The following is a 21,924-nucleotide window of genomic DNA, read 5'->3' on the forward strand; positions in this document are numbered from 1 at the left end:
AGGCAGGGCATCATGGCGAGTGAATCTTCCGTCAATCTTCTCGACTTCGACGCCGAGGGGCTGGTCGCGTACTGCGGCAGCCTCGGCGAGAAGCCGTTTCGGGCCAAGCAGCTGCAGCGCTGGATCCATCAATACAATGCCGCCGATTTCGACGGCATGACCGATCTCGCGAAGTCCTTGCGCGAAAAGCTCAAGGGCCGCGCCGAGATCCGCATGCCGGACATCGCCAGCGACCACGTGTCCACCGACGGCACGCGCAAGTGGCTGATCGACGTCGGCAACGGCAATGCGGTCGAGACGGTCTACATCCCCGAGGAAACGCGCGGCACGCTGTGCGTGTCCTCGCAGGCGGGGTGCGCGGTCAACTGCCGTTTCTGTTCCACCGGCAAGCAGGGCTTTTCCCGCAATCTGTCGACGGCCGAGATCATCGGCCAGTTGCGGATGGCCGAATTCGCGCTGCGGGCGTCGCTCGGGCGCGCGCCGGGCCCGAACGGCAAGGCCGAACGGGTGATCACGAATGTCGTCATGATGGGCATGGGCGAGCCGCTGCTCAATTACACGGCGGTCGTACCGGCCATGCGGCTGATGCTTGACGACAATGCGTACGGCCTGTCGCGCCGGCGCGTCACGCTGTCGACCTCGGGCGTGGTGCCGATGATGGACCGGCTCGGCGCCGAGCTGCCGGTCGCGCTCGCGGTGTCGCTGCACGCGCCGAATGATGCGCTGCGCGACGAACTCGTGCCGCTCAACCGCAAGCATCCGCTGCGCGAACTGATGGCCGCGTGCCAGCGCTATCTGAAAGTCGCGCCGCGCGATTTCATCACCTTCGAATACTGCATGCTCGACGGCGTCAACGACACCGAGGCGCATGCCCGCGAGCTGCTCGCGCTCACGCGCGACGTGCCGTGCAAGTTCAATCTGATACCGTTCAATCCGTTTCCCGAATCGGGCCTCCTGCGCTCGAAGAACGAACAGATCAAGCGCTTCGCGCAGATTCTGATCGATGCGGGCGTGGTGACGACGGTACGCAAGACCCGCGGCGACGATATCGACGCCGCATGCGGTCAGCTGGCAGGGGCGGTCAAGGATCGCACGCGTCTTGCCGAGCGGACCGGCGCAGGAAAAATCATCGAGGTCCGGGCGGTTTGACGGGGATGCCCGGATCTCAGCAGTCAATACGCGAACAGCGATCGGATGCGGCGCATGATTGCGCCGTGCATTGTGTGACAACGATATTGCGCCTTCTGGCCGGCCACGCCGGCGCGAACGCGCAACTGAAGAAGAATCGACGCGAGGATTAGGATGAGCGAGCCGCAGCCGTCACAGGGCGCACAGACGAATGCCGGGCCGCAACCGGCGCCGGCGGGCATGGAATCGCTGGCGGCGGTCGGCGCCCGGCTGGCGCAGCTTCGGGAAGCGAAGGGCTGGTCGGTCGGCGACGTGTCGGCGCGGCTCAAGGTCGCGCCTCCGAAGCTCCGCGCACTCGAGTCGGGCGACATCAGCCATCTGCCGGGCACGGCGTTCGCGGTCGGCGTGGTGCGCAGCTACGCGAAGATGCTCGGCGTCGATCCGGAGCCGTTCGCGCAGGTGCTGCGTCGCGAGCGCGGCGCGCCCGAGGTCGATCTGTCGATGCCCGCGTCGGCGGGCACGGATCTGCCGCGCGGCCGGGTGTCGATTCCGCTGGGCGGCTCGTCGCGCCATCGTTCGTGGCTGTGGGCCGTGGCGGCGGCCGTGATCGCGGTGGTCGCGGCGGCGATGTGGCATACGGGCGGCGATTCGTCGAACTGGCTCGCGCGCTTCAAGTCCTCGGGCGGCGCGGAAAGCGCGTCCGCGGTGCAGGCGCAGCCGGAGGCGAGCGCGCCCGAGGCGAGCCCGGTGGCGGGCGGGCCGATCGCGAGCGAGCCGCAGGCTGCCGGTTCCGATGCGGCCGGGTCGACGCCCGCCGCGACCGACGCTTCGGTCAGCGCGCCGGCCGCGCCGCCCGTCGCAGTGGCGCCGGCTTCCGCCGCGCCCGCCGCTTCCGCGCCGGCGCCGGTGGTGGTCGCCGGCACGACGGGCGCGAGCGATGCGGCGAGCGCGGTGGTCGCCGCCGCGGGCCAGTCGCTCGTCGAACTGAAGGTCACGCAGGATTGCTGGTTCAGCGTGCGCGACAAGAACGGCAAGGAAGTCTTCTCCGCGCTGGTGCGCGCGGGCGAGAGCAAACAGGTCTCGGGCGATGCGCCGCTCAAGGTCACGATCGGCAACAAGGCCGGGCTCGACGCGATAACGGTCGACGGAAAACCCGTCGATCCGGCAAAATATTCGACGGCTCGGGGCAACGTCGCGCGGTTCACGTTGCCCTGACGGTAAGCGCCGTGGCTGACCGGGCACGGCGCTTTTTCAATTCGCGCGTCGCCGGGCAGGCGGCGCATCCGGCGTAAATGGATCTATCGATGCAATCCGAAGCTCAATCCCCCCGCAACAGTCAGATTTGTTCAACCGAGCCGGTGTTCGGCGGCCACGCGCCGCGGCGCGTGTCGCACGCGGTGGATGTCCGTTGGGGCGGGCAGCTCGTGACGATCGGCGGCGCCGCGCCGGTGCGCGTGCAGTCGATGACGAATACCGATACCGCGGACGCGATCGGTACGGCCATCCAGATCAAGGAACTCGCGAACGCCGGCTCCGAACTGGTGCGGATCACGGTGGACACGCCGGCCGCCGCCGCCGCCGTGCCCGCGATTCGCGAGCAGCTCGACCGCATGGGCGTCATGGTGCCGCTCGTCGGCGACTTCCATTACAACGGCCATCTGCTGCTGCGCGACCACCCCGGTTGCGCGGAATCGCTGTCGAAGTACCGGATCAATCCGGGCAACGTCGGCCAGGGCGCGAAGCGCGACACGCAGTTCGCGCAGATGATCGAGTTCGCGGCCAAGTACGACAAGCCGGTGCGGATCGGCGTGAACTGGGGCAGCCTCGACCAGGATCTGCTCGCCCGCATGATGGATGAGAACGCCGCGCGCGCGGTGCCGTGGGAAGCCCAGAGCGTGATGTACGAGGCGCTGATCCAGTCGGCGATCGGCTCCGCCGAGCGGGCGGTCGAGCTGGGCCTCGGGCGCGACCGGATCGTGCTGTCGTGCAAGGTCAGCGGCGTGCAGGACCTGATCGCGGTGTATCGCGAGCTGTCGCGTCGCTGCGGATTCGCGCTGCACCTGGGCCTGACCGAAGCCGGGATGGGCTCGAAGGGCATCGTCGCGTCGACGGCGGCGCTGGGCGTGCTGCTGCAGGAAGGCATCGGCGACACGATCCGCATCTCGCTGACGCCGGAGCCGGGCGCGCCGCGCACGGGCGAGGTCGTGGTCGGCCAGGAGATCCTGCAGACCATGGGCCTGCGCGCGTTCGCGCCGATGGTGATCGCATGCCCGGGCTGCGGCCGCACCACGAGCACGCTGTTCCAGGAACTGGCGATGGACATCCAGACCTACCTGCGCGAGCAGATGCCGGTCTGGCGCAAGACCTACCCGGGCGTCGAGAAAATGAACGTCGCGGTGATGGGCTGCATCGTCAACGGGCCGGGCGAATCGAAGCACGCGAACATCGGCATCAGCCTGCCGGGCTCCGGCGAGAACCCGGCAGCGCCGGTGTTCATCGACGGCGAAAAGGTGAAGACGCTGCGCGGCGAACGCATCGCGGAAGAATTCCAGCAGATCGTCAGCGATTACGTCGAGCGTAACTATGGCCGCGCTGCGGCCGCGAATTAAACGTCAACCGAATACAGATGACAGAACAAAAGCGAAAGATCGAGAAGCTGTCCGGCGTCAAGGGCATGAACGACATCCTGCCGCAGGATGCCGGGCTGTGGGAGTTCTTCGAATCGACCGTCAAGTCGCTGCTGCGCGCGTACGGCTATCAGAACATCCGCACGCCGATCGTCGAGCATACGCAGTTGTTCACGCGCGGCATCGGCGAGGTGACCGACATCGTCGAGAAGGAGATGTACAGCTTCACCGACGCGCTGAACGGCGAGCATCTCACGCTGCGTCCGGAGAACACCGCGGCCGTGGTGCGCGCGGCGATCGAGCACAACCTGCTGTACGACGGCCCGAAGCGCCTGTGGTACGTCGGTCCGATGTTCCGTCACGAGCGTCCGCAGCGCGGCCGCTATCGCCAGTTCCACCAGGTCGGCGTCGAGGCGCTCGGCTTCGCGGGGCCGGACGCGGACGCGGAAATCATCATGATGTGCCAGCGCCTGTGGGACGACCTCGGGCTGACCGGCATCCGCCTCGAACTCAATTCGCTCGGGCTCGCCGAGGAGCGCGCCGCGCACCGCGTCGAGCTGATCAAGTACCTCGAGCAGCACGCGGAGCAGCTCGACGAGGACGCGAAGCGCCGCCTGTATACGAACCCGCTGCGCGTGCTCGACACGAAGAACCCCGCGCTGCAGGACGTCGTGCAGAACGCGCCGAAGCTGATCGACTTCCTCGGCGAGGCGTCGCGCTCGCATTTCGACGGGCTGCAGCGCCTGCTCAAGGCGAACAACATCCCGTTCACGGTCAATCCGCGTCTCGTGCGCGGCCTCGACTACTACAACCTGACCGTGTTCGAATGGGTGACCGACAAGCTCGGCGCGCAGGGCACGGTGGCGGCGGGCGGCCGCTACGATCCGCTGATCGAGCAGCTGGGCGGCAAGCCGACGGCTGCGTGCGGCTGGGCCATGGGCATCGAGCGGATCCTCGAGTTGCTGAAGGAAGACAAGCTCGTGCCGGAACAGGACGGGGTCGACGTGTACGTGGTGCACCAGGGCGAGGTGGCGCGCGAACAGGCGTTCATTCTCGCCGAGCGGCTGCGCGACACGGGTCTCGACGTGATCTTCCATTGCAGCGCGGACGGCGCGGGCGCAAGCTTCAAGTCGCAGATGAAGCGCGCGGACGCGAGCGGCGCGGCCTACGCCGTGATCTTCGGCGAGGATGAGGTCGCGAACGGCACGGCGGGCGTGAAGGCGTTGCGCGGCGCGGGAGCCGAGGGCGAGAAGAACGTTCAGCACACCGTTCCGGTCGAAGGCTTGACCGAATTTCTAATCAATGCGATGGTTGCAACCGCCGAAGACGGCGACGATTGATCGCGGCGCGTCCGTCAATAAAAAAGCGTGTACAGGAAGGAATCGCTGAGCGATGAGTTACCACGACGAACAAGAATCGATTGAAAGCGTAAAAGCCTGGTGGGCCCGCTGGGGCAACCTGACGACCTGGATTGCGATTGCAGCCCTCGTCGTCGCGGCCGGCTGGAACGGCTGGAACTACTGGCAGCGCCGTCAGGCGGCCGAGGCGTCGGTGCTGTACGAGCAGATGCAGCAAGCCGTCGCGGCGAACGACAAGACCAAGGTGGCGCGGGTCGCGTCCGACATGGAAGACAAGTTCGGCGGCACGGCTTACGCGCAGATGACGGCGCTCGCGGCCGCGAAGTCGCTGTATGCGGCGGGCGATCTGGCGGGCGCGAAGGCGCAACTGCAATGGGCGGTCGATCACGCGAAGGACGACGAGTACAAGCAGGTCGCGAAGCTTCGTCTCGCCACGCTCCTGCTCGACGAAAAGGCCTACGACGCAGGGCTCGCGCTGCTGTCCGGGGCGTCGTCCGACGGTTTCAAGGGGCTCGTCGCGGACCGCCGCGGCGACCTGCTGGCCGCGCAGGGCAAGACCGACGACGCGCGCGCCGCATACAAGCTCGCGCTCGACGCGCTGCCGAAGGACGACAGCTCCGCGCGCCAGCTGGTGCAATTCAAGCTGGACGCGCTCGGCGGCTGAATGCCCACGCTCCGTACCACAACCTAACTCTTTGCTTCGCTCACCGATGAATTTGCTGAAACGTTACGCTGCACCCGCTGCCTGCGCGGCGGCCGTCCTGGTTCTGGCGGCCTGCTCGTCAACGAAGGACGCGCGCCGCGTGCCGACGCCGCTCACCGAGATCAAACCCGTGCTCGACGTTCAGCAGGTGTGGAAGGCAAGCGTGCCCAAGGGCGGCCGCTATGCGTTCTCGCCCGTGGCTGTCGGCGACGCGGTGTACGTCGCGGGCGCGAACGGCGCGGTCGAGAAGATCGATGCGAAGACCGGCCAGGAAGTCTGGCGCACCAAGGTCGGCTCGGATCTGTCGGCCGGCGTCGGCAGCGACGGCAAGCTGACCGCGGTCGGCGCGCTCAAGGGCGGCCTGTTCGTGCTCGGGCCCGACGGCAAGCTGCTGTGGAAGACCACGGTGCAGGGCGAGGTCTTCTCGCCGCCGCTCGTCGGCAACGGCCTCGTGATCGTGCGCACGATCGACGGCCAGGTGATCGCGTTCTCCGCCGACACGGGCGAGCAGAAGTGGGTCTACCGCAACCGCGCGGTGCCGCTGAACCTGCGCGTCTCGGCCGGCATGACCTTCGCGGGCGACGCGGCCGTGCTGGCCGGCTTCCCGGGCGGCGGGCTGGTGGCGATCGACCTGAAGACGGGCGACCCGTTCTGGCAGACGCCCGTGTCGTTCCCGAAGGGGGTGACCGAGGTCGAGCGGATCAACGACGTCAGCGGCCCGCCGACGCTGGTCGGCGCCGAGACCTGCGCCGTCACGTTCCAGGGCCAGCTGGGCTGTTTCGACGCGAACTCGGGGCATGCTGTGTGGGAGAAGGCGTTCTCGAGCCGCAGCGGCATCGCGCAGGATGAAACGGTGGTGGCGGGCGGCGACGACTGGTCGGTCGTGACCGCGTACGACGCGGCGACGGGCAACCAGCTGTGGCGCAACGACAAGCTGAAGAGCCGCGACGTCGGCGTGCCGTACCTGCTCGGCCGCGCGGTGGTGCTCGGCGACTACCAGGGCTTCGTGCACTTCCTGTCGCGCGACGACGGGTCGTTCATCGCCCGGATGAAGACCGACGGCAGCGCGATCACCGCCGCGCCGGTGTTGGCCGGCAATACGCTCGTCGTGCAAACGCAGGACGGCGGGATCTACGGCTTCCGCCCGCGTTAAGTCCGGCTCGCGGTATCCGCGCGGCTCCGCCTGGTGCGGGCCGCGCGTTGTTTTTTCGCAGGCGAACGACGGCGGCCGGCCGCCCGGCTACGCGTCCGGTCCGCCGCCCATCGCCATAGAGTAGTGCCAGAACAGGCGGCGCCGGATTGCGCGCCGCGGCGCCGTCCTTCGGGAGCGGCGCGAATTTCGTGCTAATTTTCATTAAACGCAGTCGCCTGCCGGAGCAGGCCTCCCTCCGCTGCGTTTCACCGAAGACGACATCAGATGAAACCGGTCATTGCCCTCGTTGGGCGCCCCAATGTGGGGAAATCCACGCTGTTCAACCGGCTCACGCGCTCGCGCGATGCGCTGGTCGCCGATCTTCCCGGCCTCACGCGCGATCGCCACTACGGCGAGGGGCGGGTCGGCGAGCGTCCGTACCTGGTCGTCGACACGGGCGGCTTCGAGCCGGTCGCGAAGGACGGCATCCTGCACGAGATGGCGCGCCAGACGCGCCAGGCCGTCGAGGAGGCCGACGTGGTGGTGTTCATCGTCGACGGCCGCAACGGGCTCGCGCCGCAGGACAAGTCGATCGCCGACTATCTGCGCAAGACCGGCCGGCCGATCTTCCTCGTCGTCAACAAGGCCGAGGGGATGAAGTACACGGCGGTCGCGTCGGATTTCTATGAGCTGGGGCTCGGCGATCCGCGCGCGATCTCGGCCGCGCACGGCGACGGCGTGAACGACATGATCAACGAGGCGCTCGAGGTGGCCTACGCGGGCCAGCCCGAGGAAGGCGAGGACGAGGCCGCGACGCGCGGCGTCAAGATCGCGATCGTCGGCCGTCCGAACGTCGGCAAGTCGACGCTCGTCAATACGCTGATCGGCGAGGACCGCGTGATCGCGTTCGACATGCCCGGCACGACGCGCGATTCGATCTACGTCGACTTCGAGCGCAACGGCAAGCCGTACACGCTGATCGACACGGCGGGCCTGCGCCGGCGCGGCAAGGTGTTCGAGGCGATCGAGAAATTCTCGGTGGTGAAGACGCTGCAGTCGATCTCCGACGCGAACGTGGTGATTCTGCTGCTCGATGCGCGCCAGGACATCTCGGACCAGGACGCGCACATCGCGGGCTTCGTGGTCGAGCAGGGCCGTGCGCTGGTGGTCGGCGTGAACAAGTGGGACGGGCTCGACGCGCACACGCGCGAACGCACCAAGGCCGATCTCACGCGCAAGCTCAAGTTCCTCGAGTTCGCGAAGTTCCATTTCATCTCGGCGGCGGAGAAGACCGGCATCGGCGCGCTGCTGCGTTCGGTGGACGACGCGTACGCGGCGGCGATGGCCAAGCTGCCGACGCCGAAGCTCACGCGCGCGCTGATCGAGGCGGTGGAGTTCCAGCAGCCGCGCCGTCGCGGCCCGGTGCGGCCGAAGCTGCGCTACGCGCACCAGGGCGGACAGAACCCGCCGCTCATCGTGATCCACGGCAACGCGCTCGATGCCGTTACCGAAACTTACAAGCGCTACCTCGAAAACCGGTTCCGAGAAACTTTCTCGCTGACAGGGACTCCATTGCGAATAGAGTTTCGCTCGTCGCACAACCCGTACGCGGACAAGGACTGAACGGCCCGTCCGGCAAGGGCTCGGCCGAACGGCCGGAGCCGGGTGCGAAGGGCAAAATCGGCTATAGTGTAGCGATTGACGGTGGATCTCTTTTTCTTCGTCGTCAATCTAGATCAACCTGCAAAAAAAGATGGAGTACGCCATGAGCAACAAAGGGCAATTGTTACAAGACCCGTTTCTGAACGCACTGCGCAAAGAGCACGTGCCGGTTTCGATCTACCTGGTCAACGGCATCAAGCTTCAAGGGAACATCGAATCGTTCGACCAGTACGTCGTGTTGCTCCGTAACACCGTGACCCAAATGGTCTACAAGCACGCCATCTCGACGGTCGTGCCGGCCCGCCCGGTGAATTTCCACCCGGACGCGGAAGCCTCGTCCTAACCCCATGCCGCGGCTGGCGTCCGGTCGCCGTCGGCGTTACATGCCAGCCGCCCAATCTTGACATCCGACAATTTGATCAACGCAGCGTTAGTCGGCATCGATTTCGGCAAGACCGATTTCGAAGCCAGTCTCGAAGAACTCAGCCTGCTCGCCACCAGCGCGGGCGCCCATCCCACCGTTACCCTGACCGGTCGCCGAGCGAGTCCCGATGCCGCGCTGTTCCTCGGCAGCGGCAAGGCCGACGAATTGCGGCTCGCCTGCGAGGCGCAGGACGTCGAGGTCGTGATCTTCAATCATGCGCTCGCCCCCGCGCAGCAGCGCAATCTCGAGCGCCTGCTGGACCGGCGCGTGATCGATCGCACGAGCCTCATCCTCGATATCTTCGCGCAGCGCGCGCGCAGCCATGAAGGCAAGCTGCAGGTCGAACTCGCGCAGCTGCAGTATCTGTCCACCCGCCTGATCCGCGCCTGGACCCACCTCGAGCGTCAAAAAGGCGGGATCGGCTTGCGCGGCCCCGGCGAAACCCAGCTCGAAACCGACCGCCGGTTGATCGGCGATCGCATCAAGATGCTCAAGTCGCGGCTCGAGAAGCTGCGTCGCCAGCACGGCACGCAGCGTCGTCAGCGCGCGCGCAACCGCATCATGTCGGTGTCGCTCGTCGGCTATACGAACGCGGGCAAGTCGACGCTGTTCAATGCGCTGACGAAGGCGCAGGCGTATGCGGCGGATCAGTTGTTCGCGACGCTCGACACCACCTCGCGGCGCGTCTACCTCGGCGACGACGTCGGTCAGATCGTCGTGTCCGACACGGTCGGCTTCATCCGCGAATTGCCGCACCAGTTGGTCGCGGCGTTCCGCGCGACCCTCGAGGAGACGATTCATGCGGATCTGCTGCTGCATGTGGTCGATGCGTCGAGCGCGGTGCGGCTCGAGCAGATCGAGCAGGTCAACGACGTGCTGCGTGAAATCGGGGCGGATTCGATCCGGCAGGTGCTGGTGTTCAACAAGATCGACGCCGTTCCCGAGCTGGCGGCCCGCAGCGAGGCGGTCGAGCGGGATGAGTATGGTAATATTTCGCGCGTCTTTTTGAGCGCGCGCACGGGCCAGGGCCTGGACGCGCTGCGCGCCGCCATCGCCGAAATCGCTGCCGCGGAACATCTTTCCGGCGCCGAGCCGTTCGACGGCCTGCCGGCAGAACCACACGAAGACCACACGGTTTCCGAACACGGGCGCTAACCGGCCAGTCCGGTAAACCGGCGCCCAATCTGGTGAACAAAACACAGGTGAACGATTACAACGAGCGGAGTACCTGGCTGCGGATGCGCGCCCTGTTGTCGATCAACGATCCCCGTTGGGGGCGTGGCGACGGCAACGGCGACAAGCCTCGCGCCAATCAACCGAAGCGCCCGGAAGGCCGCGACGGCGACGGCCCACCCGACCTCGACGAAATGTGGCGGAACTTCAACCGCCGCCTGAGCGGCCTGTTCGGCGGCAAGGGCGGCGGCGGCCTGCGTCCGGACAACGGCCAGGCCGCGCGACGCGGCGTCGGCATCCTCGCCGGCGTGCTGATCGCGATCTATGCGGGCAGCGGCACCTTCATCGTGCCCGACGGGCAGACGGGCGTCGTGCTGCAGTTCGGCCGCCTCAAGGGCACGGTGGACCAGGGCGTGCATTGGCGGATGCCGTATCCGTTCGAGTCGCACGAGATCGTCGACACCGCGCAGGCGCGTTCGATCGAGGTCGGCCGCAACAACGTGGTGCGGCTCGCGAACGTCAAGGACGCGTCGATGCTGACCCGCGAGGCCGATATTCTCGACGTGCGCTTCGCGGTCCAGTATCGGATCCGTTCGGCGACCGACTATCTGTTCCGTACCGTCGACCCCGAGCGCAGCGTGGCGCAGGCCGCGCAGGCGGCGATCCGCGAGTTCGTCGGCGCGCGCAGCGCCGACGACGTGCTGAACCAGGACCGCGATGCGTTGCGCGAGCAGCTCAGCCAGGCGATCCAGCGCGATCTCGATCGCGACCAGACCGGGCTTGTCGTGACCGGCGTGACGGTGCAGAGCATCCAGCCGCCCGAACAGGTGCAGACGGCCGTCGACTCGGTGGGGAAGGCGCGCGACGAGGCCCTGGCGGCCAAACAGGCCGCGCAGGCCTACGCGGGCGAGCTGCTGCCGCGCGCGCAGGGCGACGCCGCGAAGATGACGGACGAGGCGAAGGCTTACGCGGATCGCGTGGTCGCGCAGGCGGAAGGCGACGCGGAACGCTTCAAGCAGGTCTACGCGCAATATTCGAAGGCGCCCGCGGTGATTCGCGAGCGCATGTATCTCGAGACGATGCAAGAAATCTACGCGAACACGACCAAGGTCTATGTCGGCAACAAGTCGGGCAACAGCATGCTGTACCTGCCGCTCGACAAGATCGTCGAGCAGGGCCGGCAGCGCGCCGGCGACACGGTGGCGCCCGCGGGCGCGGTAACGGGCGGGGCAGTCGCACCGGCGAGCGGCGCGGTGGCCGTGGCGCCGGCCTCGGCCGCCGCGGCGCCGGCCGCAGCGACATCGGCCGCGAGCCAGGCCGGCGGCGCGGATGCGCTGCGTTCGCGCGAGGCGTTTCGCAGCCGCATGCGCGAAGACGATCTGCAGTAACCAGGAGCGCTACTCATGAATCGAATCATTGCGCTCGTCGTCGCCATCGTGGTCGTGGCGTTCATTGCATCGTCGACGGTGTTCGTCGTCGATCCGCGTCATGCGGTCGTGTTGTCGGCGCGTGACGGCGCCGCGCCGTCGCTCGTCGGCCCCGGCCTGCACGTGAAGCTGCCGCCTCCGCTGCAAATGGCGACGGCCATCGACATCCGGATCCAGACGCTTGACGCGGGCGATCCGCAGAGCTACCCGACCTCAAGCCAGCAGGAAGTGCTCGTGAGCCCGGTCGTCAAGTACCGGATCGCCGATGCGCTCAAGTACTACGGCGAAACGGGCGGCGCGCCGCGCGACGCCGCGGACCGGCTTGCCGCCGCGCTGAAGGGCGCGCTGGGCGGCGCGCTCGCCCAGCGCGGGCTCGACGATGCGATTGCGGGCCAGCGCGCGATCGCCGACGAGGTGAAGGCGGCATTGCGCACGGAGGCGTCGCGCTATGGCGTCGAGGTCGTCGACGTGCGGCTGACCCGCGTCGACCTGCCCGCCGCGCAGGCCGACGCCGCTTATCAGCGGATGGCGGCGGCCCAGCAGCAGCTTGCCGACCGCGTGCGCGCGGAAGGCGCTGCGCAGGCCGAGCAGATCAAGGCGGACGCGGGACGCGAGCAACAGGCGGTCCTGGCGAATGCATACCGCTCGGCGCAGACGATCAAGGGCGAGGGCGATGCGAAAGCGGCCGCCATCGCCGCCGATGCGTTCGGCCGCGACCCGAACTTCTACCAGTTCTACGCGAGCCTGCAGGCGTACCGGAACAGCTTCAAGCCGAACGACATCATCGTCGTCGACCCCGACAGCGAGTTCTTCCGCTTCATGCGCAGCCCGACGGGCGGCGCGCCCACGCCGGCGCCCGCTCCCCGCAAACATTGACGTACAAGGGGCGCCGCATCGTGCGGCGCTGTCGATCGCATGGATCTCGCCGGCACACTATTGCTCGCGCTCGCGCTGATGCTGATTATCGAAGGGATCTTTCCGTTCGTTTTCCCGGTCGCGTGGCGCGATACGTTTCGTAGAATAGCGGAGCGGCCCCCGCATCACATCCGGATCGGCGGCCTGATCGCCATCATGCTCGGGCTCGTGCTGCTGCTGCTCGCGACCTGAGCATTCGTCTGCGCATTCGCGGGCCGCTGCGGCCTGTCGTCCAGACCTGATTCAATCCGAGGCGCGCTGCCGCGCCGTCTTTTCCATCGTAGGATCGCAACGATGTCGACCTGGTTACTTCCCGAGAATATCGCCGACGTACTGCCGTCGGAAGCGCGCAAGATCGAGGAGCTGCGCCGCAGGCTGCTCGACCGCTTCCGGGCCTATGGCTACGAGATGGTGATGCCGCCGCTGCTCGAATATCTCGAGTCGCTGCTCACGAGCGGCGGCAACGATCTGCGCCTGCGCACCTTCAAGCTCGTCGACCAGTTGTCCGGTCGCACGCTCGGGCTGCGCGCGGACATCACGCCGCAGGTCGCGCGGATCGACGCGCATCTGCTGAACCGTCAGGGCGTGACCCGCCTGTGCTATGCGGGCAACGTGCTGCACACGCGTCCGCGCGGCCTGCACGCGACCCGCGAGCAGATCCAGATCGGCGCGGAACTGTACGGCCACGCGGGCCTCGAGGCCGATCACGAGGTCCAGCAGCTGATGCTCGACGCGCTGCGGCTCGCGGGTCTCGCGAACGTCCGCCTCGATCTGTGCCACGCCGGCGTGCTCGGTGCGCTGTTCTCGCGGGACGCCGCCGCCGCCGCGCGCGGCGAGGCGCTCTACGACGCGCTCGCGGCCAAGGACGTGCCGCTGCTGAACGAACTGACCGAGAGCCTGAGCCCCGACACGCGCGCCGCGCTGCGCGTGCTGCCGCGGCTGTACGGCGATGCGTCGGTGCTCGACGATGCGCGCCGGCTGCTGCCGGCCCTGCCCGAAATCACGCGCGCGCTCGACGATCTCGCGAGCCTCGCGGCGCAGGTCGCGGGCGCCGAGGTGACGATCGATCTCGCCGACCTGCGCGGCTATGCCTACCACAGCGGCCCGATGTTCTCCGCATACGTGGACGGCGTGCCGAACGCGGTCGCGCGCGGCGGCCGTTACGACCACGTCGGCCAGGCCTACGGCCGGGCGCGCCCGGCAACCGGGTTCTCGCTCGATCTGCGCGAAGTCGCGCGGATTTCCCCGGTCGAGGCCCGCGGCACGGCGATTCTCGCGCCGTGGAAGCAGGACGATGCGCTGCGCGCGGCGGTGGCCGCGTTGCGCGACGCAGGCGAAGTGGTGATCCAGGCGCTGCCGGGGCACGATCATGTGCTCGACGAGTTCGCCTGCGACCGCGCGCTCGTCGAACAGGGCGGCGCATGGGTGGTCGAGCCCCGCTGATACGGGGGCGGATACGGGCGCCGGCGGTTCTTTGGAGTTCCACATCGTTGAAGTGAAACGGAAAAATTCGGAACCGGCGGCGAACATAGGTAGAATACGTTTTTAACCAGCTAACGAATCAACATGTCTGCCAGCGCAGTGAATGTGACTCCCGGGCGCAACGTCGTCGTCGTGGGTACTCAATGGGGTGATGAAGGCAAGGGCAAGATCGTCGACTGGCTGACGGACCACGCCAAGGGCGTCGTGCGTTTCCAGGGCGGTCACAACGCCGGCCACACCCTCATCATCGGCGGCAAGAAGACGATCTTGCGCCTCATCCCGTCGGGCATCATGCGTGAAGGCGTCGCCTGCTACATCGGCAACGGTGTGGTGCTGTCGCCCGAGGCGCTGTTCAAGGAGATCGGCGAGCTGGAAGAGGCCGGCCTCGACGTGCAGAGCCGCCTGTTCATTTCCGAAGCGGCCACGCTGATCCTTCCGTATCACGTCGCGATCGACCAGGCGCGCGAAGCGCGCCGCGGCGCGGGCAAGATCGGCACGACCGGGCGCGGCATCGGGCCTGCGTACGAAGACAAGGTCGGCCGTCGCGCGCTGCGCGTGCAGGATCTGTTCGACGCGAAGACCTTCGCCGACCGCCTGCGCGAAAACCTCGATTTCCACAATTTCGTGCTGACCCAGTATCTCGGCGGCGCAGCCGTCGATTTCCAGTCCACGCTCGACACGATGCTCGGCTATGCGGATCGGCTCAAGCCGATGGTGACCGACGTGTCGCTGCGCCTGTACGAAGAGAACAACGCCGGCAACAACCTGCTGTTCGAAGGCGCGCAGGGCACGCTGCTCGATATCGACCACGGCACCTATCCGTTCGTCACCTCGAGCAACTGCGTAGCAGGCGCGGCGTCGGCGGGCGCGGGCGTCGGTCCGCACAAGCTCAACTACATCCTCGGCATCACCAAGGCCTATTGCACGCGCGTCGGCGCGGGCCCGTTCCCGAGCGAACTGTACGACGCGGACAACCCCAAGCGTCAGGACCAGGTGGGCGTCACGCTCGCGAACGTCGGCAAGGAATTCGGTTCGGTCACGGGCCGTCCGCGCCGCACGGGCTGGCTCGACGCAGCCGCGCTGCGCCGCTCGATCCAGATCAACGGCGTGTCGGGCCTGTGCATGACGAAGCTCGACGTGCTCGACGGGCTCGACGAAGTGAAGCTGTGCGTCGGCTACAAGATGGACGGCAAGGATCTCGACATCCTGCCGCGCGGCGCGGCCGAAGTGGCGCGTTGCGAGCCGGTCTACGAGACCTTCGGCGGCTGGAAGGAAAGCACGGTCGGCATCAAGACCTGGGATGCGCTGCCCGCCAATGCGCGCGCCTACCTGACGCGCATCCAGGAAGTCGCCGGCGTGCCGGTCGACATGGTGTCCACGGGCCCCGATCGCGACGAGACGATCCTGCTGCGCCATCCGTTCAAGGTGTAAGGCGTGATGACGCAACACTCCCTGCCAATGCTGGAAATGGCCGACCCGCGCAATGACGAGAAGAATCTCTGGGTGGGTTGGGATGAGTACCACCGTCTGATCGAACTGCTCGCGCTCGCCGTGCATGAGTCGGGTTGGAAGTTCGACAAGATCCTGTGCCTCGCGCGCGGCGGCCTGCGCGTGGGCGACCAGCTGTCGCGCATCTACGACCTGCCGCTCGCGATCCTCGCGACGAGTTCCTACCGCGAAGCGGCCGGCCGCGAGCAAGGCGATCTCGACATCGGCCAGTACATCACGATGACGCGCGGCGAGCTGACCGGCAACGTGCTGCTGGTCGACGACCTCGTCGATTCGGGCGTGACGCTCGCGCGCGTCCAGCAGCATCTGAAGGAACGCTATCCGGCCGTAACGGCCGTGCGTTCGGCCGTGCTCTGGTACAAGGGCTGCTCGAAGGTGAAGCCGGACTATCACGTGCAGTATCTGGAAACGAATCCGTGGATTCACCAGCCGTTCGAGGAGTGGGACACGGTGCGTCCGCACAACCTCGGCGCGTGGATCAAGCGTGGCAATACGCAACGCGAAGACGCGGATGCGTAAGCAAATCGTCAGCTTGACGTTCGAAACGGCGCCCCTCGGGCGCCGTTTTTTTTCCTTTTTTTTACGCTTGTCGCGCCGACGCGATGCCGGTGCGACAAGGCTTGCGCGCCTTGACAGCGCGGGGCGCCCGGAGGGGCGTGATAAACTGGCTCGCCGTTTCGCGTGGTGCGCTGACAACACAGCGAGACGGCATTTTTGCGTGCCCAGTTAGAATAGCGCTCGTTTTTTCCGACCCCAGAACGGATCTACATCGCTTTTATGACCGACACGAACCACTCGTCCACGCGCCAGCATTCTCTGCAATCGCTCGCGATAGCCGCAATCGGTGTGGTCTTCGGCGACATCGGCACCAGTCCACTGTATTCGCTCAAGGAGGCGTTCAGCCCCTCCCACGGCATTCCCCTCACGCAGAGTTCGATTCTCGGCGTGATCTCGCTGCTGTTCTGGGCCATCATCCTCGTGGTCGGCATCAAGTACCTGCTGTTCGTGATGCGAGCGGACAACAACGGCGAGGGCGGCGTGCTCGCGCTGATGGCGCTGTCGCTGCGGCCGCTCGATCCCAAGAAGAAACTCGCGGGCATCCTGATGGCGCTCGGCATCTTCGGCGCATGCATGTTCTATGGCGACGCGGTCATCACGCCCGCGATCTCGGTGCTGTCGGCGGTCGAGGGGCTTCAGATCGCCGCGCCGCAACTGTCGCACCTGGTGCTGCCGATCACGATCGTGATCCTGATCGCGCTGTTCTGGATCCAGCGGCACGGCACGGCGATGGTCGGCAAGCTGTTCGGCCCGATCATGGTGCTGTGGTTCCTGGCGATCGCGGTGCTCGGCGTGTACCACATCGTTCGCGTGCCGACGATCATCGCCGCGATCAACCCGTACTACGCGTTCTCCTTCATGTCCGAGCACGTGCTGCAGGCCTATGTCGTGCTCGGCTCGGTCGTGCTGGTGCTGACGGGCGCCGAGGCGCTCTACGCGGACATGGGGCACTTCGGCGCGAAGCCGATCCGGCTGGCCGCCTATGTGCTCGTGATGCCCTCGCTCGTGCTCAACTATTTCGGCCAGGGCGCGCTGCTGATCCAGGATCCGAAGGCGATCGAGAATCCGTTCTTCCTGCTCGCGCCTCAATGGGGGCTGTTGCCGCTCGTGGTGCTGTCGACGGTGGCGACCGTGATCGCGTCGCAGGCGGTGATCTCCGGCGCGTACTCGCTGACGAGCCAGGCGATCCAGCTCGGCTACGTGCCGCGCATGAAGGTGCTGCACACCTCGGAGCTGGCGATCGGCCAGATCTACGTGCCGGTGGTCAACTGGCTGCTGCTGTTCGTGATCCTCTGCATCGTGATCGGCTTCAAGAGTTCGGACAGCCTCGGCGCCGCGTACGGCATCGCCGTGACCGCGACGATGGTGATCACCACCGTGCTGGCCTGCGTCGTGATGCTGAAGGTATGGAAGTGGAACAAGTTTCTGGTGGGGCTCATCATCGGGATCTTCCTCGTGGTCGACCTCGGCTTCTTCGGCGCGAACCTGCTGAAGGTCGCGCAGGGCGGCTGGCTGCCGCTCGGCATCGGCGCGCTGCTGTTCTTCCTGCTGATGACCTGGTACAAGGGGCGGCACATCGTCAAGGAGCGCACCGCGGCCGACGGCATCCCGTTGACGCCGTTCCTGCAGGGCCTACTCGCGCATCCGCCGCACCGCGTGTCGGGCACCGCGATCTACCTGACAGGCAACGACACGCTCGTGCCGGTCAGCCTGCTGCACAACCTGAAGCACAACAAGGTGCTGCACGAGCGCACGCTGTTCCTCACGTTCGTCACGCGCGACATTCCGTATGTGCGCGACGAGGAGCGCGTGACCGTGCAGGAGGCGGGCGGCGGGCTCTATATCGTGAAGGCCGAATACGGCTTCAACGAGACGCCGGACGTGAAGGCGGTGATCGAGGAGGTGGGCCGCACCTACGACATGACATTCGAGCTGATGGATACCTCGTTCTTCCTCGCCCGCGAAACGGTCGTGCCGACCCATCTGCCCGGCATGTCGATCTGGCGCGAGCGCGTGTTCGCATGGATGCATCAGAACGCGGCCAAGCCGACCGACTTCTTCGCGATTCCGGCCAACCGGGTCGTCGAACTGGGAACGAAGATCGAGATCTGAGCCGGGCCGCTTGAATCAAGACGCGAACGGATGCGGATCCGTTCGCGTTTTTTATGCGCGGCGCTTTTGCCGCGGTCGACGCGCCCGCGGTGGCGCGTCGCGCAATAAAAAACCCGCAGCGGGCAGGCTGCGGGTTTGCACGTCGAACGCGACGCCTGACGGTCGCGTTCAGCGCTTGAGCTTCGCGAACGCGGCAGCCATGGCGCCTGCCGGTTCCGGTTCGCGCGCGCGCGGCGGCGGGCGTTGGCCGCCGCCCTGGCCGCGGGCGTTGCCGCCGCGCTCCTGCTGCGTGCCGGCAGGCGCGACGTCGTCGCCGAGCCGCATCGTCAGCGCAATCCGCTGACGTTTGACGTCGACTTCGAGCACCTTGACCTTCACGACCTGGCCAGCCTTCACGACTTCGTGCGGATCCTTGATGAACTTGGTCGACATCGCCGACACGTGCACGAGGCCGTCCTGGTGCACGCCGACATCCACGAACGCGCCGAAGGCCGCGACGTTGGTCACCACGCCCTCGAGCACCATCCCCGGTTCGAGATCCGATACCTTCTCGACGCCGTCGCGGAAGGTGGCCGTCTTGAATTCGGGGCGCGGATCGCGGCCCGGTTTTTCCAGTTCGGACAGGATGTCGCGCACGGTGGGCAGCCCGAAGCGCTCGTCGACGAATTCGGCGGCCGACAGTCCGGCGAGCGAGTCGCGATTGCCGAGCACGTCGTCGATGCGCTTGCGAATCTTCGCGAGGATCCGTTCCACGACCGGATAGGCTTCCGGGTGGACCGACGAGCGGTCGAGCGGATTCTCGCCGCCGCTGATGCGCAGGAAGCCCGCGGCCTGTTCGAAGGTCTTGTCGCCGAGGCGGGGTACCTTGCGCAGGTGTTCGCGCGAGGGGAACGGGCCGTTGGCGTCGCGGTAGTCGACGATGTTGCGGGCCAGCGTCGCATTGAGGCCGGACACGCGCGCGAGCAGCGCCGCCGACGCGGTGTTCGCATCGACGCCGACCGCGTTCACGCAGTCCTCGACGACCGCGTCGAGCGAGCGCGCCAGCTCGCGCTGGTTCACGTCGTGCTGGTACTGGCCGACGCCGATCGCCTTTGGTTCGATCTTGACCAGCTCGGCGAGCGGGTCCTGCAGGCGGCGCGCGATCGACACGGCGCCGCGCAGCGTCACGTCGAGCTCCGGGAATTCCTTCGCGGCCAGCTCGGAGGCCGAGTACACCGACGCCCCGGCTTCCGACACGACGATCTTCTGCAGCTTGAGCTCGGGATGGCGGGCGATCAGCTCGCTCGCGAGCTTGTCGGTTTCGCGCGAGGCGGTGCCGTTGCCGATGCTGACCAGCTCCGCCTGGGTCTGCGCGGCGATCCGCGCGAGCTTCGCGAGCGAGCCGTCCCAGTCGCGGCGCGGCTCGTGCGGGAAGATGGTGTCGGTCGCGAGCACCTTGCCGGTGCGGTCGACGACCGCGACCTTCACGCCCGTGCGCAGTCCCGGGTCGAGGCCGATCACGGCCTTCGGGCCGGCCGGCGCGGCGAGCAGCAGGTCCTTCAGGTTGCGCGCGAACACGCGGATCGCTTCGTGCTCGGCGGTCTCGCGCAGCTGGGTGAGCAGTTCGGTTTCCAGGTGCGGCTGCACCTTCACGCGCCAGCACCAGCGGCAGACGTCGGACAGCCACTTGTCGGCCGGGCGGTTCTGGTTCGCGATGCCGACGTGGCGCGCGATCATCGCCTCGCCCGGATGCGGAACCTGCGCGTCGAGTTCTTCGCCGAGGCCGAGCTTGACCGTCAGCACGCCGGCGTTGCGGCCGCGGAACAGCGCGAGCGCGCGGTGCGACGGCACGGTCTTCAGCGTTTCCGAGTAGTCGTAGTAGTCGCGGAATTTCTCGCCTTCCTCGTGCTCCTTGCCGTCGACCACGGCCGACGAGACGATGCCCTGGCTCGTCAGGTAGTCGCGCAGCTTGCCGAGCAGCTCGGCTGTCTCGCCGAACTGCTCGGTCAGGATGTCGCGCGCGCCGTCGAGCGCGGCCTTCACGTCGGCCACGCCCTTGTCGGCGTCGACGTAGGCGGCGGCCTCGGCCTGCGGATCGAGCAGCGGATTCGCGAGCAGCGCGAGCGCGAGCGGTTCGAGACCCGCTTCGCGGGCGATCTGCGCACGGGTGCGGCGCTTCGGCTTGTACGGCAGGTACAGATCTTCCAGCACCTGCTTGCTGTCGGCGGCCTCGACGGCGGTGCGCAGCTCGTCGCTCAGCTTGCCTTGTTCGTCGATGCTCGCGAGGATGGTCGCACGGCGGTCCTCGAGCTCGCGCAGGTACAGCAGGCGTTCTTCGAGCTGGCGCAACTGCGTGTCGTCCAGGTCGCCCGTCACTTCCTTCCGGTAGCGGGCGATGAACGGAACGGTGGCGCCTTCGTCGAGGAGTTGCACCGCTGCGGCGACCTGGCGGGGTTGAACGGTCAGTTCGGTGGCGATGCGCTGTACGATCTTGAGTGCTACGGTTTCCGTCATGTCGTGATGTGCGTCTACGGCCTGCTGGCAAAAACGTCCGGGCCAGGGCTGCCGTGGCGGGCAGGCCGGTCCGGGCGGGTGAATGGAGCGGGGCATTTTGCCATAAATGCGAAAGCGCCCAGCCGGGGGGTGATAGAATTTGACACATGTCCCGCAGCTTTCCTACGACGTTGCCAACCTCCCGCTTATCCCTTGCCGCGCTCGCCGTCGCGTGCGCCGCCGCATTGTCCGTTCCGGTCGCGCCGGCCTTCGCCCAGGCGGCGGCCGTTCCCGCGTCGGGCGCCCGCACGGCCGCCGACGAGCTGAGTTTCGACGCACGTCAAAAAGTGCTCGATCAACGCACGGTGGAAAACGATTATCGTTATGCCGTGGCCCAGCACGACTGCTACAGCAAGTTCTTCGTGAATTATTGCCTGGACAAGGCGCGCGAGAAGATGCGCGACGAGCGTTCGAGCATCAGCGAAGAGCAATTGGCGCTCAACGACGAGCACCGCGCGGTGCGTGCCCAGCAACGTGACCAGGACCTGGCCCTGAAGCAGGCGCAGCAGCAGGCGAATGCGCCGCAGCGCGCGGCGGAAGACGCGGCGAATGCCGCCGCCTACCAGGACAAGCAGCAACAGAACGCACTGAAGCGCGCGCAGCGCGATGGCGAGGGGCCGCAGCGCGCATCGAACCAGCAGGCCTACGGCCAGAAGCAGGCCGACTACCAGCGCAAGCTGGACGAGGCCCGCGCGCAAGGCGCGCAGAAGGCGCAGGAACGGGCGGACAACGCCCAGCGTTACCAGGACAAGCAGCAGGCTGCTGCGCAGCACAAGGCGGATGTCGAGGCGCGGCAGCGGCAGGCCGCCGAAAAGGCGCAGCAAAAACAGCAGCAGGGGCAGTAACCGCGCAGGCGTGGGGGTAGTCGATTCGGCAGGGAGTCTCGGGCGCGCGCTTTTGCGAGCGTGCGCCGCTCAGTGTGGAGGCGAGTATGCAAACCCGTGAAGTGGACGCGCAGCAAGAGTTGAACAACCGATTGGCCTCGTTGCAGGAACTGCACAGCCAACTGGCCCGAGAAATCGAACAGAAAGAGGGCCGTTCGGATATCGACGACCTGACGCTGCACCGCCTGAAGAAAGAAAAGCTGCTCGCCAAAGACAAGATCATCATGCTGCAGTCGCAGCTCGAACCGGATAAGCGCGCCTGAGCGCGGCCTGGCAAGCGCCGGCGCCGCGGCAGGCG

General features: G+C 67.0%; 19 protein-coding genes. 18 read left to right on the forward strand and 1 reads right to left on the reverse strand.

Annotation, left to right across the window (positions count from 1 at the left end; all coding sequences use genetic code 11):
* Positions 1-12 precede the first annotated feature (12 nt).
* The 16 genes from rlmN to AC1RQF_RS07310 all read left to right on the forward strand — a co-directional run bounded on the left by rlmN (position 13) and on the right by AC1RQF_RS07310 (position 18,210).
* Complete coding sequence (rlmN, locus tag AC1RQF_RS07235; RefSeq protein WP_274002856.1) at positions 13-1,149, forward strand: dual-specificity RNA methyltransferase RlmN; 1,137 nt, start codon at positions 13-15, stop codon at positions 1,147-1,149.
* A 153-nt stretch (positions 1,150-1,302) separates the two neighbouring features.
* Entirely contained in the window at positions 1,303-2,343 is a 1,041-nt protein-coding gene (locus AC1RQF_RS07240) for a helix-turn-helix domain-containing protein (RefSeq protein WP_274002857.1), read from the forward strand.
* Between the two features lie 89 nt (positions 2,344-2,432).
* Positions 2,433-3,737 carry a flavodoxin-dependent (E)-4-hydroxy-3-methylbut-2-enyl-diphosphate synthase gene (ispG, locus tag AC1RQF_RS07245; protein WP_274002859.1) on the forward strand — a complete coding sequence of 435 codons (1,305 nt, stop codon included), beginning with the start codon at positions 2,433-2,435 and terminating at the stop codon, positions 3,735-3,737.
* Between the two features lie 17 nt (positions 3,738-3,754).
* Positions 3,755-5,095, forward strand: coding sequence for a histidine--tRNA ligase (hisS, locus tag AC1RQF_RS07250; RefSeq protein WP_274002861.1), 1,341 nt, complete (start codon positions 3,755-3,757; stop codon positions 5,093-5,095).
* A 52-nt stretch (positions 5,096-5,147) separates the two neighbouring features.
* On the forward strand, positions 5,148-5,777 hold the full coding sequence (locus tag AC1RQF_RS07255; protein WP_274002863.1) for a tetratricopeptide repeat protein: 630 nt from the start codon (positions 5,148-5,150) through the stop codon (positions 5,775-5,777).
* A gap of 46 nt (positions 5,778-5,823) precedes the next feature.
* Positions 5,824-6,969: an outer membrane protein assembly factor BamB gene (gene bamB, locus AC1RQF_RS07260; protein WP_274002864.1), complete on the forward strand. Its 1,146-nt coding sequence runs from the start codon at positions 5,824-5,826 to the stop codon at positions 6,967-6,969.
* 264 nt (positions 6,970-7,233) lie between these two features.
* Positions 7,234-8,571, forward strand: coding sequence for a ribosome biogenesis GTPase Der (gene der, locus AC1RQF_RS07265; RefSeq protein ID WP_274002866.1), 1,338 nt, complete (start codon positions 7,234-7,236; stop codon positions 8,569-8,571).
* Positions 8,572-8,713: 142 nt separating this feature from the next.
* The gene (hfq, locus tag AC1RQF_RS07270; protein WP_006399927.1) at positions 8,714-8,953 is read left to right on the forward strand and encodes an RNA chaperone Hfq; all 240 of its coding nucleotides are present in this window, start codon (positions 8,714-8,716) and stop codon (positions 8,951-8,953) included.
* 72 nt (positions 8,954-9,025) lie between these two features.
* Complete coding sequence (hflX, locus tag AC1RQF_RS07275; protein WP_492871711.1) at positions 9,026-10,189, forward strand: GTPase HflX; 1,164 nt, start codon at positions 9,026-9,028, stop codon at positions 10,187-10,189.
* 47 nt (positions 10,190-10,236) lie between these two features.
* Complete coding sequence (gene hflK, locus AC1RQF_RS07280) at positions 10,237-11,595, forward strand: FtsH protease activity modulator HflK (protein WP_492871712.1); 1,359 nt, start codon at positions 10,237-10,239, stop codon at positions 11,593-11,595.
* 15 nt (positions 11,596-11,610) lie between these two features.
* Positions 11,611-12,510, forward strand: coding sequence for a protease modulator HflC (gene hflC, locus AC1RQF_RS07285; protein ID WP_274002924.1), 900 nt, complete (start codon positions 11,611-11,613; stop codon positions 12,508-12,510).
* A 39-nt stretch (positions 12,511-12,549) separates the two neighbouring features.
* Positions 12,550-12,741, forward strand: a complete 192-nt coding sequence (locus tag AC1RQF_RS07290) for a DUF2065 domain-containing protein (RefSeq protein WP_252982925.1) — start codon at positions 12,550-12,552, stop codon at positions 12,739-12,741.
* 102 nt (positions 12,742-12,843) lie between these two features.
* Positions 12,844-13,992, forward strand: coding sequence for an ATP phosphoribosyltransferase regulatory subunit (locus AC1RQF_RS07295; RefSeq protein ID WP_274002925.1), 1,149 nt, complete (start codon positions 12,844-12,846; stop codon positions 13,990-13,992).
* Positions 13,993-14,115: 123 nt separating this feature from the next.
* Complete coding sequence (locus tag AC1RQF_RS07300; protein WP_274002927.1) at positions 14,116-15,462, forward strand: adenylosuccinate synthase; 1,347 nt, start codon at positions 14,116-14,118, stop codon at positions 15,460-15,462.
* 6 nt (positions 15,463-15,468) lie between these two features.
* Entirely contained in the window at positions 15,469-16,059 is a 591-nt protein-coding gene (locus AC1RQF_RS07305) for a phosphoribosyltransferase (protein WP_274002930.1), read from the forward strand.
* 258 nt (positions 16,060-16,317) lie between these two features.
* The gene (locus AC1RQF_RS07310; RefSeq protein WP_274002932.1) at positions 16,318-18,210 is read left to right on the forward strand and encodes a potassium transporter Kup; all 1,893 of its coding nucleotides are present in this window, start codon (positions 16,318-16,320) and stop codon (positions 18,208-18,210) included.
* Positions 18,211-18,378: 168 nt separating this feature from the next.
* On the opposite strand, the gene AC1RQF_RS07315 is transcribed toward AC1RQF_RS07310, so the two are convergent.
* Entirely contained in the window at positions 18,379-20,703 is a 2,325-nt protein-coding gene (locus AC1RQF_RS07315; protein WP_492871643.1) for a Tex family protein, read from the reverse strand.
* A gap of 146 nt (positions 20,704-20,849) precedes the next feature.
* Between AC1RQF_RS07315 and AC1RQF_RS07320 the strand changes: the two genes are divergently transcribed.
* Both AC1RQF_RS07320 and AC1RQF_RS07325 read left to right on the forward strand, forming a co-directional pair.
* Complete coding sequence (locus AC1RQF_RS07320) at positions 20,850-21,587, forward strand: hypothetical protein (protein ID WP_274002935.1); 738 nt, start codon at positions 20,850-20,852, stop codon at positions 21,585-21,587.
* Positions 21,588-21,673: 86 nt separating this feature from the next.
* Complete coding sequence (locus AC1RQF_RS07325) at positions 21,674-21,889, forward strand: HP1242/YdcH family protein (protein WP_274002937.1); 216 nt, start codon at positions 21,674-21,676, stop codon at positions 21,887-21,889.
* The last annotated feature ends 35 nt before the right edge of the window (positions 21,890-21,924 follow it).

Source organism: Burkholderia sp. GW821-FHT14F03, assembly GCF_058803765.1.

What these genes read in the sequence shown, in the direction of transcription:
- AC1RQF_RS07315 (WP_492871643.1), bottom strand. Translation starts at nt 20,703, where the DNA reads ATGACGGAAACCGTAGCACTCAAGATCGTACAGCGCATCGCCACCGAA.
- AC1RQF_RS07240 (WP_274002857.1), top strand. Translation starts at nt 1,303, where the DNA reads ATGAGCGAGCCGCAGCCGTCACAGGGCGCACAGACGAATGCCGGGCCG.
- der (WP_274002866.1), top strand. Translation starts at nt 7,234, where the DNA reads ATGAAACCGGTCATTGCCCTCGTTGGGCGCCCCAATGTGGGGAAATCC.
- AC1RQF_RS07290 (WP_252982925.1), top strand. Translation starts at nt 12,550, where the DNA reads ATGGATCTCGCCGGCACACTATTGCTCGCGCTCGCGCTGATGCTGATT.
- hisS (WP_274002861.1), top strand. Translation starts at nt 3,755, where the DNA reads ATGACAGAACAAAAGCGAAAGATCGAGAAGCTGTCCGGCGTCAAGGGC.
- AC1RQF_RS07310 (WP_274002932.1), top strand. Translation starts at nt 16,318, where the DNA reads ATGACCGACACGAACCACTCGTCCACGCGCCAGCATTCTCTGCAATCG.
- AC1RQF_RS07305 (WP_274002930.1), top strand. Translation starts at nt 15,469, where the DNA reads ATGACGCAACACTCCCTGCCAATGCTGGAAATGGCCGACCCGCGCAAT.
- AC1RQF_RS07325 (WP_274002937.1), top strand. Translation starts at nt 21,674, where the DNA reads ATGCAAACCCGTGAAGTGGACGCGCAGCAAGAGTTGAACAACCGATTG.
- AC1RQF_RS07300 (WP_274002927.1), top strand. Translation starts at nt 14,116, where the DNA reads ATGTCTGCCAGCGCAGTGAATGTGACTCCCGGGCGCAACGTCGTCGTC.
- hflC (WP_274002924.1), top strand. Translation starts at nt 11,611, where the DNA reads ATGAATCGAATCATTGCGCTCGTCGTCGCCATCGTGGTCGTGGCGTTC.
- rlmN (WP_274002856.1), top strand. Translation starts at nt 13, where the DNA reads ATGGCGAGTGAATCTTCCGTCAATCTTCTCGACTTCGACGCCGAGGGG.
- AC1RQF_RS07295 (WP_274002925.1), top strand. Translation starts at nt 12,844, where the DNA reads ATGTCGACCTGGTTACTTCCCGAGAATATCGCCGACGTACTGCCGTCG.
- bamB (WP_274002864.1), top strand. Translation starts at nt 5,824, where the DNA reads ATGAATTTGCTGAAACGTTACGCTGCACCCGCTGCCTGCGCGGCGGCC.
- hfq (WP_006399927.1), top strand. Translation starts at nt 8,714, where the DNA reads ATGAGCAACAAAGGGCAATTGTTACAAGACCCGTTTCTGAACGCACTG.
- AC1RQF_RS07255 (WP_274002863.1), top strand. Translation starts at nt 5,148, where the DNA reads ATGAGTTACCACGACGAACAAGAATCGATTGAAAGCGTAAAAGCCTGG.
- ispG (WP_274002859.1), top strand. Translation starts at nt 2,433, where the DNA reads ATGCAATCCGAAGCTCAATCCCCCCGCAACAGTCAGATTTGTTCAACC.
- AC1RQF_RS07320 (WP_274002935.1), top strand. Translation starts at nt 20,850, where the DNA reads ATGTCCCGCAGCTTTCCTACGACGTTGCCAACCTCCCGCTTATCCCTT.